This window comes from Kordia algicida OT-1, assembly GCF_000154725.1.
Lineage (GTDB): Bacteria > Bacteroidota > Bacteroidia > Flavobacteriales > Flavobacteriaceae > Kordia > Kordia algicida.
This window is the reverse complement of record NZ_DS544873.1, coordinates 3,765,351-3,781,324: the sequence shown is the minus strand read 5'-3', so window position 1 is coordinate 3,781,324 and position 15,974 is coordinate 3,765,351. Positions and strand designations below refer to the sequence as shown.

The following is a 15,974-nucleotide window of genomic DNA, read 5'->3' as shown; positions in this document are numbered from 1 at the left end:
AATCAAACAACCATGTACGGAAGTATACAACAACACTTACAAAAAGAACTTCAAGAAATTAAAGATGCTGGACTTTACAAAAAAGAACGTGTCATCACTTCGGCGCAAGGAGCTGAAATTACTATAAACACTGGAGAAACTGTCATTAATTTTTGCGCGAACAACTACTTAGGTTTATCGTCGCATCCTGAGGTAATTCAGGCAGCAAAAGATACGATGGACACGCACGGTTTTGGAATGTCTTCTGTTCGTTTTATTTGTGGAACGCAAGATATTCACAAAACGCTCGAACAAAAAATAGCAGATTATTACGGTACGGAAGATACCATTTTATATGCAGCTGCATTTGATGCTAATGGTGGTGTTTTTGAACCATTGCTTACGAAAGAAGATGCTATCATCTCTGATTCACTCAATCATGCATCTATCATAGATGGTGTTCGTTTGTGTAAAGCGGCGCGTTATCGTTACCAAAATAACGACATGGCAGACTTGGAAAAGCAATTGCAACAAGCCAATGCAGATGGCGCACGATTTAAAATCATTGTAACGGATGGAGTTTTCTCTATGGACGGATTGGTAGCGCCATTGGACGAAATTGCAGTCTTAGCAGAAAAATATGATGCTATGATAATGATTGACGAATGTCACGCCACTGGTTTTATTGGTGAAACAGGTCGCGGAACGCTTGAAGAAAAAAATGTAATGGGCAAAATTGACATCATTACAGGAACACTTGGAAAAGCTATGGGTGGCGCCATGGGCGGATATACCACCGGAAAAAAAGAAATCATTGAAATATTACGTCAGCGATCAAGACCGTATTTATTCTCTAACTCTTTAGCACCTGCCATTGTTGGTGCATCTATCAAAGTATTTGAAATGTTAGAAAATGATACTACTTTGCGTGATAAATTGGCAGACAACACCGAATATTTCAAAAAAGGAATCAAAAATGCAGGCTTTGATATTGTAGATGGCGATTCTGCAATTGTACCTGTAATGCTATACGATGCAAAACTGTCACAAATAATGGCAGATAAGCTCCTGGAAAAGGGAATCTACGTAATTGGGTTCTTCTATCCAGTAGTTCCAAAAGAAAAAGCAAGGATACGAGTGCAGTTATCTGCGGCGCATACCAAAGAACACTTAGACAAAGCTATCGCTGCGTTTACAGAGATTGGAAAAGAATTAAAAGTGATTTAAAAAGTTTAAATACACATATTTCTTAATGGATTCTAAAAAAATTAATATATTTGTCTTTGTTAATAAGTATTAACAACTTACATTTGTCCTTTAATTAACACTTAAAATTAAATAATTAAAACATGAAACATCTTAGCAGATTTTTAGTTGCTTTGTTGCTTGTAGTAGGATTCAGCAACGTAAAAGCTCAAGACGAAAATAACCCTTGGCAAATTAACATTGCCGTTAATGCTGTTGACTTCTATCCAACAAATGATATGGAAGCAGCTGGTATTACAGGAAAGTGGTTTGACGAATACTTCAATGTAGGAGACCACTATAACATCCTACCAACACTTTCTTCAATCAGCGTTTCTAAATATGTAGGAGACGGATTTTCTGTTGGAGCAAGAGGTTCTGTTAACAGAATCGAAAAGTACGGAGATGTAAAAGTAGAAGATTTAACTTACTACGGATTCGACGCACTTATCAAGTACAACATTAACGAACTTTACGACATGGGTAAATTTGATCCATATTTAGAAGTTGGTGGTGGTTACACTTGGGTTGATGATATCGGAGCAGGAACAGTAAACGGAGGTTTAGGTTTCAACTACTGGTTTACAGAAAACATTGCATTTAACTTACAATCTACTTATAAGCATTCTTTCGAGGATTATTTAGCTCCTCACTTCCAACACATGGCAGGTATTGCTATCAAATTTGGTGGAAAAGATACTGACGAAGATGGAATTTATGACAAAGACGATGCTTGTCCAGACGTAAAAGGATTACCAGAATTCAACGGATGTCCTGATACTGACGGTGACGGAATCGAAGATAGTAAAGATGACTGTCCTGATACTGCAGGTTTAGCTGCATTAAACGGATGTCCTGATACTGACGGTGACGGAATCGCTGATGCTAAAGATGACTGTCCAGAAGTAGCAGGTACTGCTGCAATGAACGGATGTCCTGATGCTGATGGTGACGGAATCACTGACGCTAAAGATAACTGTCCTAACGAAGCTGGTCCATCTGCAAACAAAGGATGCCCATGGACTGACAAAGACGGTGACGGAGTATTAGACAAAGATGACAGATGTCCAGAAGTAGCTGGTGTTGCTGAGAATGACGGATGTCCTCCAATTCCAAGAATGACTGAAATCGAAATCACTGAGTTAGATAACTTAGCTAGAACAGTATACTTCAACTCAGGAAAAGATTCTTTCAAGCAAGAAACTTACGAAATCTTAAACAAGATCGTTGAGTTAATTAAAGGTTTCCCAGCTGAAGAATTCACAATTGGTGGTCACACTGATAGCGTTGGATCTGATTCTCTAAACCAAAAGTTATCTGAAAAGAGAGCAAATGCAGTTAAGTCTTACTTAGAGTCAAAATTAAGTAACAAATTTACTGCTATCGGATACGGTGAAAACGAGCCTATCGCTTCAAACAGAACAAGAAAAGGAAGAGCTCAAAACAGAAGAGTTGAAATCAAATTAGTAAAGAACTAATTAATTCCCTTTCAAAATAAACTTCATAAGAAACGCCTCGATATATCGAGGCGTTTTTTTATTTTTACAACATGAAGTCATTCCTGTCGCATGTTGTTCATTATATTTTAGAAAACAATACCAATATCAGCAATCTTACGTTGGTATTGCCTAGCAAAAGAGCAGGTGTCTTCCTAAAACACGAACTTTCGCAACAAATTCAAAAAACATCCTTTGCACCAAATATTCTCAGTATTGAAGAATTGGTAGAAGAAATCTCAGGATATACTTCCGTAAGTAATACCGAATTACTTTTTGAATTTTACACAGTTTACAAAGAACTCACACCAAAAGATGCACAAGAACCATTTGATTCCTTTTCCAAATGGGCACAAATACTATTGCAGGATTTCAACGAAATTGATCGGTATTTAATTTCCCATAAGGATATATTTAATTATTTAAGTGCCATTCAAAGAATTCAACAATGGTCGCCAGACAAAGAACCTAGCGACTTAATGAATAATTATTTGAAATTTTGGGACAAGCTAGAGCATTATTACGGCGCGCTTACCAATAGAATTACGCAAAAAGGAATTGCCTACCAAGGTTTGGTATACAGGGAAGCTGTAGATAGTTTGGAGTTTTATTTGCAGAAAAACGAAGATAAAAAACATTATTTTATTGGTTTTAATGCCTTAAATACTGCCGAAGAAAAGATTATTCAAGAGTTTCTAGAAGTCGGTTTGGCAGAAATTTTATGGGACACCGATCATGTATTTTTTGACGATCCTGAACACGATGCCAGTTTGTTTTTACGTCGTCACAGATATGAATGGAATTATTTCCAGAAGCATGATTTTTCTTGGGTAGCCAATAATTTTTCATCCAAAAAAAATATTGACATCATAGGTATTCCAAAAAACGTTACGCAAGCAAAATATATTGGAGAGATTCTTCAAACCTTACAGAAACAAGACGAAACGTTGCAAGATGTTGCTGTGGTTTTAGGTGATGAACAATTATTAATTCCTTGTTTAAATTCGCTTCCGCAAGAAATAGAACGCTTAAATATTACGATGGGATTTCCACTAAAAGACATTCCACTTGCGACAACCTTTAACAATTTATACATTCTCCAGGAACATCACAGAAACGATACTTTTTACTATAAAAACATCATCAATGTATTGTCGGACACCAATTTGCGTCCATTATTTCAGCAAGAAGACAAAAATTTGGCGGCAGATATTATAGAATACATTCAGACTAATAATATTATCTACGTAAGTACGGAAGTCATTGTAGCGCGTTTTCCAAAACACGTACAAGACATTGCAGAAATGCTTTTTACATATTGGAACGATAAACCAAAACTCGCCATTCAAAATTGTGTAACGTTAATTCGCCGTTTAAAAACAAAATTGATTGAAGATCGCGAGCAACATTTATTGGCGTTGGAATATTTATATCGTTTCAACGAAGTTTTCAATCAACTACAACACTTAACCAAACAACACAATTACATCACAGATATTAAGTCGTTACTAGCGCTGTATAAAGAAATCATCAGTACAGAAACGCTCGATTTTAAAGGCGAACCCTTACAAGGATTGCAATTAATGGGAATGTTGGAAACACGCGTACTCGATTTTAAAACCGTGATTCTTTCCTCTGTAAATGAAGGCATTTTACCATCAGGAAAAAGCAACAATTCATTTATTCCGTTTGATCTCAAAAAACAGTTCAATTTACCAACCTATAAAGAAAAAGATGCGATTTATACGTATCACTTTTACCGATTGTTGCACAGAGCCGAAAACGTATATTTATTATACAATACCGAAGCCGATGGATTAAATGGCGGCGAACGAAGTCGTTTTTTAATGCAATTGGAAACCTACAATATGCCAAATCATACGTTGACGCAAAATGTGGTAATTCCGACTGTTCCAAAAATTACGCATCAAATGCAGGAAGTACAAAAAGAAGCTTCCATGCAAAAGCGTATGAAAGACATTGCCAACAAAGGTTTTTCGCCTTCTGCATTGACATCCTATATTCGAAACCCGATAGATTTCTATTATCAAAAAATTCTAGGAATTAACGAATACGAAGCCGTAGAAGAAACCGTTGCCGCTAATACACTTGGAACCGTTGTACATGATACGTTGGAGTTGCTATACAAACCTTTTGAAGGAAAAATTATCGCAACAGAAGATATCAAAGCAATGTTTAAAAATGTGGAACCATTAGTCGTTGAAAACTTCAAGAAAACCTACGGAGAAGGAAACATTCATCGTGGAAAAAACCTCATCATTTTCAATGTTGCCAAACGTTATGTGACCAACTTTTTACAACAAGAATTGCAAACGTTAAAAAGCGGAAAAACACTGCGAATTCTACAAATAGAGCAAACCTTAAAAGCTAAAGTTGACATTCCTGAACTCGATTTCCCTGTGTATATTGGCGGAAAAGTAGATCGTGTGGACGAACTTGATGGCGTTATGCGTATTATAGATTATAAAACGGGAAAAGTGTCGCAAGGTGATGTAGAAATTGTCGATTGGGATTTGCTAACGCAAGATTATAAATTCAGCAAAAGTTTTCAAGTATTGGCGTATGCATACATGATTTACCAAAAACAGGCGTTTCAGCAGGAAACGGAAGCGGGAATTATTTCGTTTAAAAATTTACAAAGCGGATTTTTAAAATTTGGAACGAAAGATTCTGCAAGAAGTCGCAACAAAAATCAGTTGATTACTGCCGAAACTTTAGATGATTTTGTTGTGGAGTTGAAACAACTCATTCTCGAAATTTGCAATATGGAAATTCCATTCACCGAAAAAGAAGTCTAAACATGATACAGAAGCTTAAAAACAACGTTTTAACGCGTAAAAACGATAAAAGCATACTAATTGATTACTTTTTTAAAAAGAACGATCAGCAGAAGCCTGTGGTCATTTTTTGTCACGGTTACAAAGGTTTTAAAGATTGGGGCGCATGGGATTTGGTAGCAGAAGCGTTCGCTAAAGCGGATTGCTTTTTCGTAAAATTCAATTTTTCGCACAACGGCGGCACTATAGAACAACCAATCGATTTTCCAGATTTGGAAGCGTTCGGAGAAAATAATTACACCAAAGAGTTGGACGATTTACAATATGTCATCAATCATCTTGTGAGTGACACTTTTGAACATTCTGCGGAAGCAAACACACAAGACATTTCCTTAATTGGACATTCGCGCGGTGGCGGAATTGTCACGATTAAAGCAGCAGAAGAACGTAACATTTCAAACGTAATTTCTTGGGCAGGCGTTTCTGATTACGCATCACGATTCCCGAAAGGAGAAAAGTTGGAAGACTGGAAAAATTCAGGTGTGTATTATGTGATAAATGGTAGAACGAAGCAAGAAATGCCACATTTTTATCAGTTTTTTGAAGATTTTCAAGCAAATTCAGAACGTTTGAATATTGAAAGCGCAACCAAAAATTTACACATTCCGCACTTCATCATTCATGGAACTTCAGATCCTGCGGTTTCGGTAGCAGAAGCAACACAACTCCATCAATGGAATCCTAACAGTAAATTGCATCTCATAGAAAATGCCGATCATGTATTTGGCGCGCGTCATCCGTGGAACGAAACAAGCTTACCAAACCATTTGACAGACGTTGTACAAACAACACTTAATTTTATTAAAGCATAAAAAAGTGAGTTTTTAGGCTCACTTTTCTGTACATTTTATCGCTCTTGCTGATGGCATGTCTCGTGACAAGTGTATACAATTGCAGTATCACCGCTACAATCTGGATTATCTGAACCTCTCCTGAATTTCCCTTTGATAATCTCAGTTTTAAGACTACTGATTACTTTCTTGTCTAAGCTCAACTTTTTTAAGTTTCTTTTTTTCATAATATGATATTTTAGTTAAAGACTAAATTTACCAAAATACCTACGCAAAGACTTACGGTATTCCCGTAATACCAAGTAGTTACCTATAAAAAAGCCATTCAAAAATGATTTTTGAATAGCTTTCTGTATTATTAAAATATAAATTTTTCTTTATTCCGTTCCTTTTAAAACCAACAAAGGCAAACGACTTTCAAAATCAACTTTCTTAATAGAATTCTGCTCCCAAAGTTTCTTAAAAAATCCGCGTTTACGTCTAAAAACGCAAATCATATCAGGATTATTCGCGTTTAAATGTTCTAAAACACCTTGAAACAACGTAGCATTTTCCGAACTCTTGTATGCCGAAGTAATAGCTGCCAATTCTGAATGAAACTCTAAATCTTCTTCTAAAAAGTTGGGCGTTTTTACTTGTAACAAACGCATTTTTGCGCCAAATTTCTCCAAAATTGTTTCCAAAGGTTGCAACACTTCTTTGCGTTTAATCACTCCAGATTTTATAGCTGTCAACACCTTTTTAATAGGTTGAAACGTATAACCTTCTGGCACAACCAAAACGGAAATATCTGTTTGCTTTACAATACTTCCTGATGTATTTCCTAAAAACACTTCTTCTTTAATAGAATTGCTTCTTGGACCAAGAATAATCAAATCGATTCCCAATTCTTTATCAATAGAATTGATACTATCAATCACATTTCCTTTGGCAGAAATTATAGAAACATCAACTCCTTTTAAGTCTACACTTGCTACAACTTCTTTTACGTTGCTTGTGGTCTCACGACCAACGATTTCATCGACATTCAAAATTGTTCCTGCTTTAGACAGCACTTGAAATGCTCTAAATACAAATACCTTTGCGTCCATCGCTTTGGCGAAATCAATCGCGTACTGCAACGTATTCTTGGCATTTGCAGATTCTCCTATGGGAACTAATATATTTTTCATTGTCTACTATTTTTTGCAAAAATAATCATTTTTTAATTCTATTGTGATATTTCATTTTTTTAAAACACTGCAACTACAAAAAAACGTTTTTAATTCTTTTGATCTTATTCGAGATTATTATAGTTTTAGCTGTAGCCGAATATACATTGCTAAAAACAACCTTCACTTATGAATGTACTCTTACTCACAATTCTCGGAATCGTACTTATTGGCGGAATCATCTATCTAATTTTACATTTGATAAAAAAGAACAATCCATCAAAAACTCCAGAAAAACCCAAAGTAATTCAAGAACCTAAAAGCGTTGCAACTACTATTGAAAAGGACAATCGAACCTATTCAGAAAAACTTCTTCAAACCAAAAAAGGATATCCATTTGAATCGTGGCGAGAAGCATTTTTTGAATACGATATGGAACAATACACAGAAGAAAATTGCAATGCTGCCAAAGCTATTTTTGACAATTTAATTGCAGGACTACTCAAAATTGGCGAACACGGAAGCGAAAAAGAAAAACTTGCACTTTTTGAAACAGCCGTAAATGCACTCAACAGTTTAAATGATAAAGTTGAAGGACTCATTGAAACGGGCGAACGAGAAGATTTATGCGAACTCATCGATGAAATAACAGTTGCCGCAGGACTCAACCCTGAAAACTATGCAGATGGAGAAGGTTTGGCAGATTTATGGCGAGAATGGTAATGAAATTATTTAAATCGCCTATCAAAAGAAATAAAAACACGCATGAATTTACACATTCGCAAAGGAACTTCTCAAGATATTGATACCTTATTGAGCATTACAAAAGCCTGCGCAAAACACATGGTTACAAAAGGAATTTTTCAATGGAATGAAAACTATCCCAACCGAAACGCTTTTGAAAATGATGTAGCACGCAACGAACTTTATATATTGCTTTATGAAAACAAAATTATGGGTTCTATCGTAATTTCCAGCTTGATGGATGAAGAATACAAAACGGTTAATTGGCTTTCGCCAGATGATACAAGCGTATACATTCATCGTTTGGCAATTCATCCAGAAAATCAAGGAAAAGGCTATGCGCAATATTTGATGGATTTTGCAGAAAACTTCGCGATAGAAAATAATTATCGTTCCATAAGATTAGACACGTTTAGTAAGAACGCTAGAAACCAAAAGTTTTACGAACTTCGCGGCTACAAAAAGCTTGAAAATATATACTTTCCCAAACAAAGTGTATATCCATTTTACTGTTACGAGAAAATCCTTTGAAAACAAAAGTCACTACATCACTTGTCAACAAACTCGCAATTCCTGCGCTCATTGCCGGAATCGCCGAACCTTTATTGTCTATCACAGACACCGCAGTTGTTGGAAACGTAGCTACAAATGCTACGGAAGCATTGGCTGCTGTGGGAATTGCAGGTGCATTCATTTCGATGTTAGTTTGGGTTTTTGGACAAACGCGTAGTGCAATTTCTGCGTTGGTTTCACAATACTTAGGCGCTAACAAACTCGATCAAATCAAAACCTTGCCTGCACAAGCTATCGGAATCATTTTGGCGATTAGTTTGTTGTTAATTCTCATTACTTATCCGTTTGCAGAACAAATTCTCAACTTTTACAATGCTGAAGGAATCATCTTAGATTACAGCAGTTCGTATTACCGAATTCGTATTTTTGGCTTGCCTTTTACCCTACTCACTTTTGCTATTTTCGGAATCTTTAGAGGTTTGCAAAACACGCTCATTCCGATGATAATTGCTATTATTGGCGCATTGCTCAATGTTGCTTTAGATTTTGCTCTTGTCTACGGAATTGAAGGATATATTCCTGCTATGCATGTAGAAGGCGCGGCTTACGCAAGTCTATTTTCGCAAATATTTATGGCGTTGCTTTCAGTAATATTTCTATTGAAAAAAACACAAATTCCGCTCAAAATACAATTACCATTGCATGAAGAATTGCCCAATCTCGCAGTAATGATTCTCAATCTTGTAATCAGAACTATTGCATTAAATGTGGCGTTATACTTCGGAACCTCCTTTTCGGCAGCTTACGGAGCTGAATACAGCGCGGCATACACCATTTTGCTTAACATTTGGTTCTTTGGCGCATTTATCATTGACGGTTATTCAAGCGCAGGAAACATTCTGTCAGGAAAACTTTACGGAGAAGAAAACTATGAGGAATTGGTAAAATTGAGCAATCGACTTATTAAATATGCAATTTTGGTTGGAGTTGCCATGTTTATTGTTGGTGGAATTTTATATTATCCTATTGGAAGAATCTTTACAAAAGAACAAGCTGTTTTAGAAGAATTTTATACGGTTTTTGCTTTAGTGCTTGCCATGCAACCGCTGTGTGCCATTGCATTTATTTTTGATGGAATATTTAAAGGATTAGGAAAAATGGCAACACTTAGAAACGTTTTGCTTTTTGCCACTTTTGCAGTTTTTATTCCAACAATTTTTGTGCTCGATCAGCTTAATTTAAAACTCTACGCCGTTTGGATTGCCTTTACTTTTTGGATTGTTGCACGCGGTTTTCCATTAATTTATTTTTTTAGAAAAGAATTTGTTCCGAAAGTGAAGAAAATTAATTCGTGATTTGGCTTTTTTAGACTGGAATTGGACTTGCTTAGACTGACTTAGACGCGCTTTGCTTTTAGGTTCGCTTCGCTCAATTTAAAGATTTAAGGTTGTTTCTGAGATCATTATTTGATTTTATATAAAATGCTAAATTTTAAAATACGTTTATAAGACAAATTTGAATGTTGTTTGAAACTAATTGATACATTTTCAAATTCTCAAATTGCCTCATCAATAACGTTTTTAGACACGCTTAGAAACGTCCTTACGAGCGTTTCAACGCGTGGTAATCTGTTTGTTTGCAAAGACAAATTCATATTCGAACGACAAACAAGATTACTTTATACTTTTTACCACGAATTCACGAATTGCTCACTGTTTGTTATGTGAAACCAAAAGCTTTTCTTGAAAATACTTAATGATGTATGTTTCCTTTCTCAATACTCATATCTAAATTCTCAATACTTTTTTTACCACGAATTCACGAATTTTTTTGGTTTTCCTTCTCTTTGTGTTGATGATTTTCACGAAGTGCTTACTCTTATCAGAAGCTGAATCAAGTTCAGCTTGACGTTAAGTTTTTGAAATTTGACTTTAAAAAATGATAAATTTTCTTTGAAGCTTCTCAATACTCACATCTAAATACCCAATACTTTTTTAACACGAATTCACGAATTTTTTTGCCTTTCCTTCTCTTTGTGTTGATGATTTTCACGAAGTGCTTACTCTTATGAGAAGCTGAATCAAGTTCAGCTTGACGTTAAGTTTTTGAAATTTGACTTTAAAAAATGATAAATTTTCTTTGAAGCTTCTCAATACTCACATCTAAACACCCAATACTTTTTTAACACGAATTCACGAATTTTTTTGCCTTTCCTTCTCTTTGTGTTGATGATTTTCACGAAGTGCTTACTCTTATCAGAAGCTGAATCAAGTTCAGCTTGACGCTAAGTTTTTGAAATTTGACTTTAAAAAATGATAAATTTTCTTTGAAGCTTCTCAATACTCACATCTAAATACTCAATACTTTTTTCATTACGAATTACTAACTATTCTTGAAAACTAAAATCTACTATCAAAATATAAACAGTTTTTGAAAACATCCTGATTCCTGATTCCTAATTCTAACAGTCTTGACTCCAAAACAAAAGTATCAATCCTTTATCTTTTCCACGATTTCATCACACATTCCCATCATGTAAAAACCTCCCGAACCTACAAAATACAGTCTATTTTCTTCCAATAAAAACTTGTGCGGCGCTTTACTTATATATGTCCATGCAGAACTTTTTCCTTTGGAATTTAGCAACATTTCATACGTTTCTTTTGCATTTTTAGAAGTCTTAAAAATGTATTCTTCAATCGTAACTCTTGGATAGGTGTTTCCATTAACTTCCATTGGTTTTGCACCTTTTAAAAACGATTTTCGAATTTCGTGTATTCCTTTTTGAAACAGCGAAACATCTATAAATTCAATAGTATCTTTCAGTTTTAAAACACGTTGCAAACCTCCTAAAACTATCGTTTTTTCTGATGGAACAATTTCCAAACTTTTCAATTGATATTCATGTTCTAACTCTGACAATCGCATTACTTTTTGTTTTAGTTTTGAAGTAAGATTTGTGTCATGCTCACTTTCATCAGAATCGATATTTGCTACTTCATTCATCACCTTTTCCTGGAGTTTCGTAATTGTTTCTTTTCCTGAATCTGTAGCAATCGATCTTAAAATATTGTCAAAGTAACGATTGACTTCCGTTTTGTAATCTTCCTGAAAGTAAAATTCGTATGCCATAAAACCGATCCATTGCTCTTTTTCTTCATTAGCAAATGTCTTATACTTTTCTACAAAATATTTTGGTTTTTCTTTGATAAAATCTAGTATGTATTGCCCCATAACTTCCGCCAACGCGCCATCTGACTTTTTGATAATATCTCTAAAAACCATCATATAAAAATCATGTTCGTTGGTATCACTTTTTAAAATCGCGTCCAAACAACGAAAAGTTTCATCATCATCACTTGGATATACTTCGTCGTTGAGAATTTTAGTTACATGTTTCCGAACATCAAACATATCTTTGTTAATAATAATTTTGGTCTTTGGTGCTTCTTTTTCAGTTTTTTCAGGAACGGTCTTTGTTTGCTCTTTACAAGCAAAAAATAAGAGCAAGAAAATCATCAAAAGGAAAGGAATACGTGTTTTCATGGAATGAATTTATAAAATAACACGAATATTCAGACTATGTATTCACCGAAAATTTATGTTTAAAGATCAAAAATTAATTCAAATATGTTTTCGGTAGTTTTTACACTACTTGTTTTTTGTTTTCTTCCGTTTAAAAAGTAACAGTATATCTGTAATAAAATATGCCGAAATGACGACCATTCCAAAAGTAGCATGTAGATATTTGTGAGTTGGGAAAAAGTGAAAAATACACGTATAAAGTGTTGCCAAACCCAAAGGATAGGTTAAAAACCTTAGAAAATAACTGTATAATGAATGTTCATTGATTTCATTTTCGTCATCAATTTCAAGGTCTAATCGATGAAAAATAGCGTCTTTTTGCAATTCTTTTTCACTGTCATACATCACTTTTCCACAAATGAGATATAACACTAAGAAAATGATTTTGATACAAGTATAGATCCAAAATCTGTCATCTTGATACGCAACAATATCTTTCGGAATAAAAAGAAAAAACAATACTGAGAAGATTCCGAAGAACAAAATTTTTCCCATGATATTGAGTTTAGTATCGATTGAAATTAAGTGCTGTTGTTCATCAAATTTAAAAGTAAAAACAGCATATAAAATCATCGTCCATTGGTTTGGTTGCCACATTTGGGTTTCCTGTGAAGTAATTGTACCTGCAACACCTTTTTTATTCAAGAAAAATCCGCGAAAATGTGCACCAAACGTATTTGGTTTTTCTGTTTCAATAAGTTGATTGACTTCTTTTTGAGTGATTTCCAATGGCTTTTTTTAAAATTACAACTTCAAAATATCAGTATGTTTTTAAAATCATTAGTTACAATAAACAAAAAAATCCACACCGTTACAGTGTGGATTTGTATTTCTATATCAAGTAAAAAACTATTCTTTTTCTACTTTTTTAGTTTCTTCATCTTTTGTAGCATCCTTGAACTCTTTAATTCCGCTACCTAATCCACGCATTAATTCTGGAATTTTTCTTCCTCCGAATAAAAGTAATACAACAACTACGATTAAGATAATTGAATATCCTCCAGGAATTGCTAAAAACATATTTAAAGACATCATAATGATTAAAATTTAAGTTACAAAGGTAAAAATAAATAGATACCTAGCCGTAAAGAAGCACAAAAAAAACACTTCGATACAATTTATTCCTAATATTTTTCTTTTAAGTTTGTAGTGTACATCAAAATCATGGCAAAAGAAAAAAGAAAAAAACGACAACTTAAAAAGAAGCTTTTGCACAAGTATCGCTTGGTCATTCTGAATGAAGATACTTTTGAAGAACGTATTTCTTTTAAACTCACGCGATTAAATGTATTTGTATTGGTCACGTTTTCCGTGATTCTTCTCATTGTATTGACCACATTTTTAATTGCATTTACGTCGTTGCGAGAATATATTCCAGGGTATTCGTCTACGGCTTTGAAACAAAAAGCAATAGAACTCAACGAACAAATTGACTCGTTAAAGCAAGTTTCTCGGAGAGATTCTATCTATTTAAGTTCTATTCGAAATGTCCTTACGGGAGAAATAAAAAGTGAGAGTATCAATAAAGATTCTTTGTATAAGTCATTTGAGATTGATCCTGACGAAGTTAATTTAACACCAAATAAACAAGATTCCTTACTTCGGGAAGAAGTCGCACAGGAAGACAAATACAATTTGTTTGAAACGGCAACGTCTAAAGTGAATTTTGTATTGTTTCCACCTGTAAAAGGAGAAATTACTCAGAAATACAATCCGAAAGAAAAACATTATGCCATTGATGTTGTGGTACCAAAAGATACGCCTGTAAAAGCAACCGCCGACGGAATGGTAATTTTTGCCGAATGGACCGCCGCAACAGGTTATGTAATTATCATTGAACATTCCAACAATCTCGTTTCTGTATATAAACACAATGCGTCACTGACCAAAGAACAAGGCGATTTGGTTACCGCAGGCGAAGTGATTGCTATTGTTGGAAATACAGGCGAATTGACCACAGGACCACATTTGCATTTTGAACTTTGGAGCGAAGGCTATTCCATTGATCCGGCATCCATTATTGATTTTAAACTGTGACACAAATTATACTAATTACATCTGATTTAATTGAAAAAATAAAAACTGACAGATGAAATCATTGAAAGCACTTTTAGCGAAACCATTTGCGCGTATTATTCAAAAAAAAGTGTCAAAATGGGCAAATAATCCATTGCAAACACAAGAAAAAGTTTTTAAAAGACTTATTCAAGAAGCTGCGCATACAGCATTTGGAAAAGATCATGACTTTCAAAATATTCACTCACATGACGATTTTGTAAAACGCGTTCCCATTCGCGATTATGAAGGTTTACGATTATATGTAGATAGAGTTGTCGCTGGAGAAAAAGACATTCTTTGGAAAGGAAAACCCTTGTATTTTGCAAAAACTTCTGGAACCACTTCAGGTGCAAAATACATTCCGATTACAAAAGAATCTATGCCAACTCATGTAGAAGCGGCTCGCAACGCTATTTTGCTTTACATTGCCGAAACTGGAAATACTGATTTTGTAGATGGAAAAATGATCTTTTTGCAAGGAAGTCCTGTATTAAACGAAAAAAACGGCGTAAAACTTGGGCGCCTTTCTGGAATTGTAGCGCATTATGTGCCTAGATATCTTCAAAAAAACAGAATGCCAAGTTGGGAAACCAACTGTATTGACGATTGGGAAACTAAGGTAGAAGCCATTGTTGATGAAACGCTAGATAAAAAAATGTCAATTATCAGTGGAATTCCTTCGTGGGTTCAGATGTATTTTGAACGTATTGAAGCGCGAACAGGCAAAAAAATTGGCGAGGTTTTTCCAGATTTTAAACTTTTTATTTTTGGAGGCGTAAATTATGAACCGTATCGAAATAAATTTGAAAACCTCATCGGTAGAACAGTAGATAGTATAGAATTGTATCCAGCAAGTGAAGGCTTTTTTGCATTTCAAGATCAACAAAAAGATAAAGGAATGTTGCTGCAATTAAACTCTGGAATTTTCTACGAATTTGTCAAAGCAACTGATTTTTTTGACGAAAATCCAACCAGAATTACCTTAAAAGACGTCGAACTTGGTGTAAATTATGTGATGATAATTTCTACCAACGCTGGACTTTGGGCATATAATATTGGAGATACTGTTGAGTTTACTTCGCTAAAACCTTATAAAGTAATAGTTTCAGGTCGTATCAAGCATTTTATTTCCGCTTTTGGCGAACACGTTATTGGAAAAGAAGTTGAAGACGCATTAAATGAAGCTTTGCAAAAACATGGTGCAAGCATTAACGAATTTACCGTAGCACCACAAATAAATCCGCCGAAAGGCTTGCCATATCACGAATGGCTTATAGAATTTGAAAAAGCGCCCGATAATTTAGAAGCATTTGCGAAAACAATTGATGCTTCGCTGCAACAGCAAAACAGTTATTATTTTGATTTGATAAAAGGAAAAGTATTAAAACCTTTACAAATTACTAAAATTCAAAAAGATGGCTTTCAGAACTATATGAAATCGATCGGAAAATTGGGCGGACAAAATAAAATTCCTAGATTGTCTAACGATAGAAAAATAGCAGAAATACTAACGAATTACAAAAAAGCTTAGAAATATCAAATTAACTTGTATTT

The 15,974-nt window shown here is 34.6% G+C and carries 14 protein-coding genes; 9 read left to right on the top strand and 5 right to left on the bottom strand.

Going from position 1 to position 15,974, the window contains the following annotated elements; genetic code table 11:
- Positions 1-12: 12 nt before the first annotated feature.
- The 4 genes from kbl (at position 13) to KAOT1_RS16170 (ending at position 6,390) form a co-directional block, all read left to right on the top strand.
- Positions 13-1,206, top strand: a complete 1,194-nt coding sequence (kbl, locus tag KAOT1_RS16185; protein ID WP_007095941.1) for a glycine C-acetyltransferase — start codon at positions 13-15, stop codon at positions 1,204-1,206.
- 122 nt (positions 1,207-1,328) lie between these two features.
- Positions 1,329-2,702, top strand: a complete 1,374-nt coding sequence (locus tag KAOT1_RS16180) for an OmpA family protein (protein WP_007095940.1) — start codon at positions 1,329-1,331, stop codon at positions 2,700-2,702.
- Between the two features lie 71 nt (positions 2,703-2,773).
- A complete protein-coding gene (locus KAOT1_RS16175; protein ID WP_007095939.1) occupies positions 2,774-5,539 on the top strand; it encodes a PD-(D/E)XK nuclease family protein in 2,766 nt (921 codons plus the stop codon).
- A gap of 2 nt (positions 5,540-5,541) precedes the next feature.
- Positions 5,542-6,390 carry an alpha/beta hydrolase family protein gene (locus KAOT1_RS16170; RefSeq protein WP_007095938.1) on the top strand — a complete coding sequence of 283 codons (849 nt, stop codon included), beginning with the start codon at positions 5,542-5,544 and terminating at the stop codon, positions 6,388-6,390.
- 35 nt (positions 6,391-6,425) lie between these two features.
- Here KAOT1_RS16170 and KAOT1_RS23030 read toward each other — a convergent pair whose 3' ends face one another.
- Both KAOT1_RS23030 and KAOT1_RS16165 read right to left on the bottom strand, forming a co-directional pair.
- On the bottom strand, positions 6,426-6,596 hold the full coding sequence (locus KAOT1_RS23030; RefSeq protein ID WP_157560155.1) for a hypothetical protein: 171 nt from the start codon (positions 6,594-6,596) through the stop codon (positions 6,426-6,428).
- A 150-nt stretch (positions 6,597-6,746) separates the two neighbouring features.
- Complete coding sequence (locus KAOT1_RS16165; protein WP_007095937.1) at positions 6,747-7,541, bottom strand: universal stress protein; 795 nt, start codon at positions 7,539-7,541, stop codon at positions 6,747-6,749.
- 168 nt (positions 7,542-7,709) lie between these two features.
- Between KAOT1_RS16165 and KAOT1_RS16160 the strand changes: the two genes are divergently transcribed.
- The 3 genes from KAOT1_RS16160 to KAOT1_RS16150 are packed head-to-tail and all read left to right on the top strand — an operon-like array spanning position 7,710 to position 10,132.
- Positions 7,710-8,243 carry a hypothetical protein gene (locus KAOT1_RS16160; RefSeq protein WP_007095936.1) on the top strand — a complete coding sequence of 178 codons (534 nt, stop codon included), beginning with the start codon at positions 7,710-7,712 and terminating at the stop codon, positions 8,241-8,243.
- Positions 8,244-8,285: 42 nt separating this feature from the next.
- Positions 8,286-8,795 carry a GNAT family N-acetyltransferase gene (locus KAOT1_RS16155; RefSeq protein ID WP_007095935.1) on the top strand — a complete coding sequence of 170 codons (510 nt, stop codon included), beginning with the start codon at positions 8,286-8,288 and terminating at the stop codon, positions 8,793-8,795.
- On the top strand, positions 8,792-10,132 hold the full coding sequence (locus tag KAOT1_RS16150) for an MATE family efflux transporter (RefSeq protein WP_007095934.1): 1,341 nt from the start codon (positions 8,792-8,794) through the stop codon (positions 10,130-10,132). The genes KAOT1_RS16155 and KAOT1_RS16150 overlap by 4 nt, the downstream gene beginning before the upstream one ends.
- Before the next feature lie 1,135 nt (positions 10,133-11,267).
- Here the strand turns inward: KAOT1_RS16150 and KAOT1_RS16145 are convergent.
- The 3 genes from KAOT1_RS16145 to tatA all read right to left on the bottom strand — a co-directional run bounded on the left by KAOT1_RS16145 (position 11,268) and on the right by tatA (position 13,397).
- Positions 11,268-12,323: a hypothetical protein gene (locus KAOT1_RS16145; RefSeq protein WP_040559620.1), complete on the bottom strand. Its 1,056-nt coding sequence runs from the start codon at positions 12,321-12,323 to the stop codon at positions 11,268-11,270.
- Positions 12,324-12,428: 105 nt separating this feature from the next.
- Complete coding sequence (locus KAOT1_RS16140) at positions 12,429-13,091, bottom strand: hypothetical protein (RefSeq protein ID WP_007095932.1); 663 nt, start codon at positions 13,089-13,091, stop codon at positions 12,429-12,431.
- A gap of 120 nt (positions 13,092-13,211) precedes the next feature.
- Positions 13,212-13,397, bottom strand: a complete 186-nt coding sequence (gene tatA, locus KAOT1_RS16135) for a twin-arginine translocase TatA/TatE family subunit (protein WP_007095931.1) — start codon at positions 13,395-13,397, stop codon at positions 13,212-13,214.
- A 129-nt stretch (positions 13,398-13,526) separates the two neighbouring features.
- On the opposite strand from tatA, the gene KAOT1_RS16130 reads away from it, so the two are divergent.
- Positions 13,527-14,399 (top strand): M23 family metallopeptidase, encoded by an 873-nt coding sequence (locus KAOT1_RS16130; RefSeq protein ID WP_007095930.1) that lies wholly within the window; start codon positions 13,527-13,529, stop codon positions 14,397-14,399.
- 52 nt (positions 14,400-14,451) lie between these two features.
- Positions 14,452-15,951 (top strand): GH3 auxin-responsive promoter family protein, encoded by a 1,500-nt coding sequence (locus KAOT1_RS16125; protein WP_007095929.1) that lies wholly within the window; start codon positions 14,452-14,454, stop codon positions 15,949-15,951.
- The last annotated feature ends 23 nt before the right edge of the window (positions 15,952-15,974 follow it).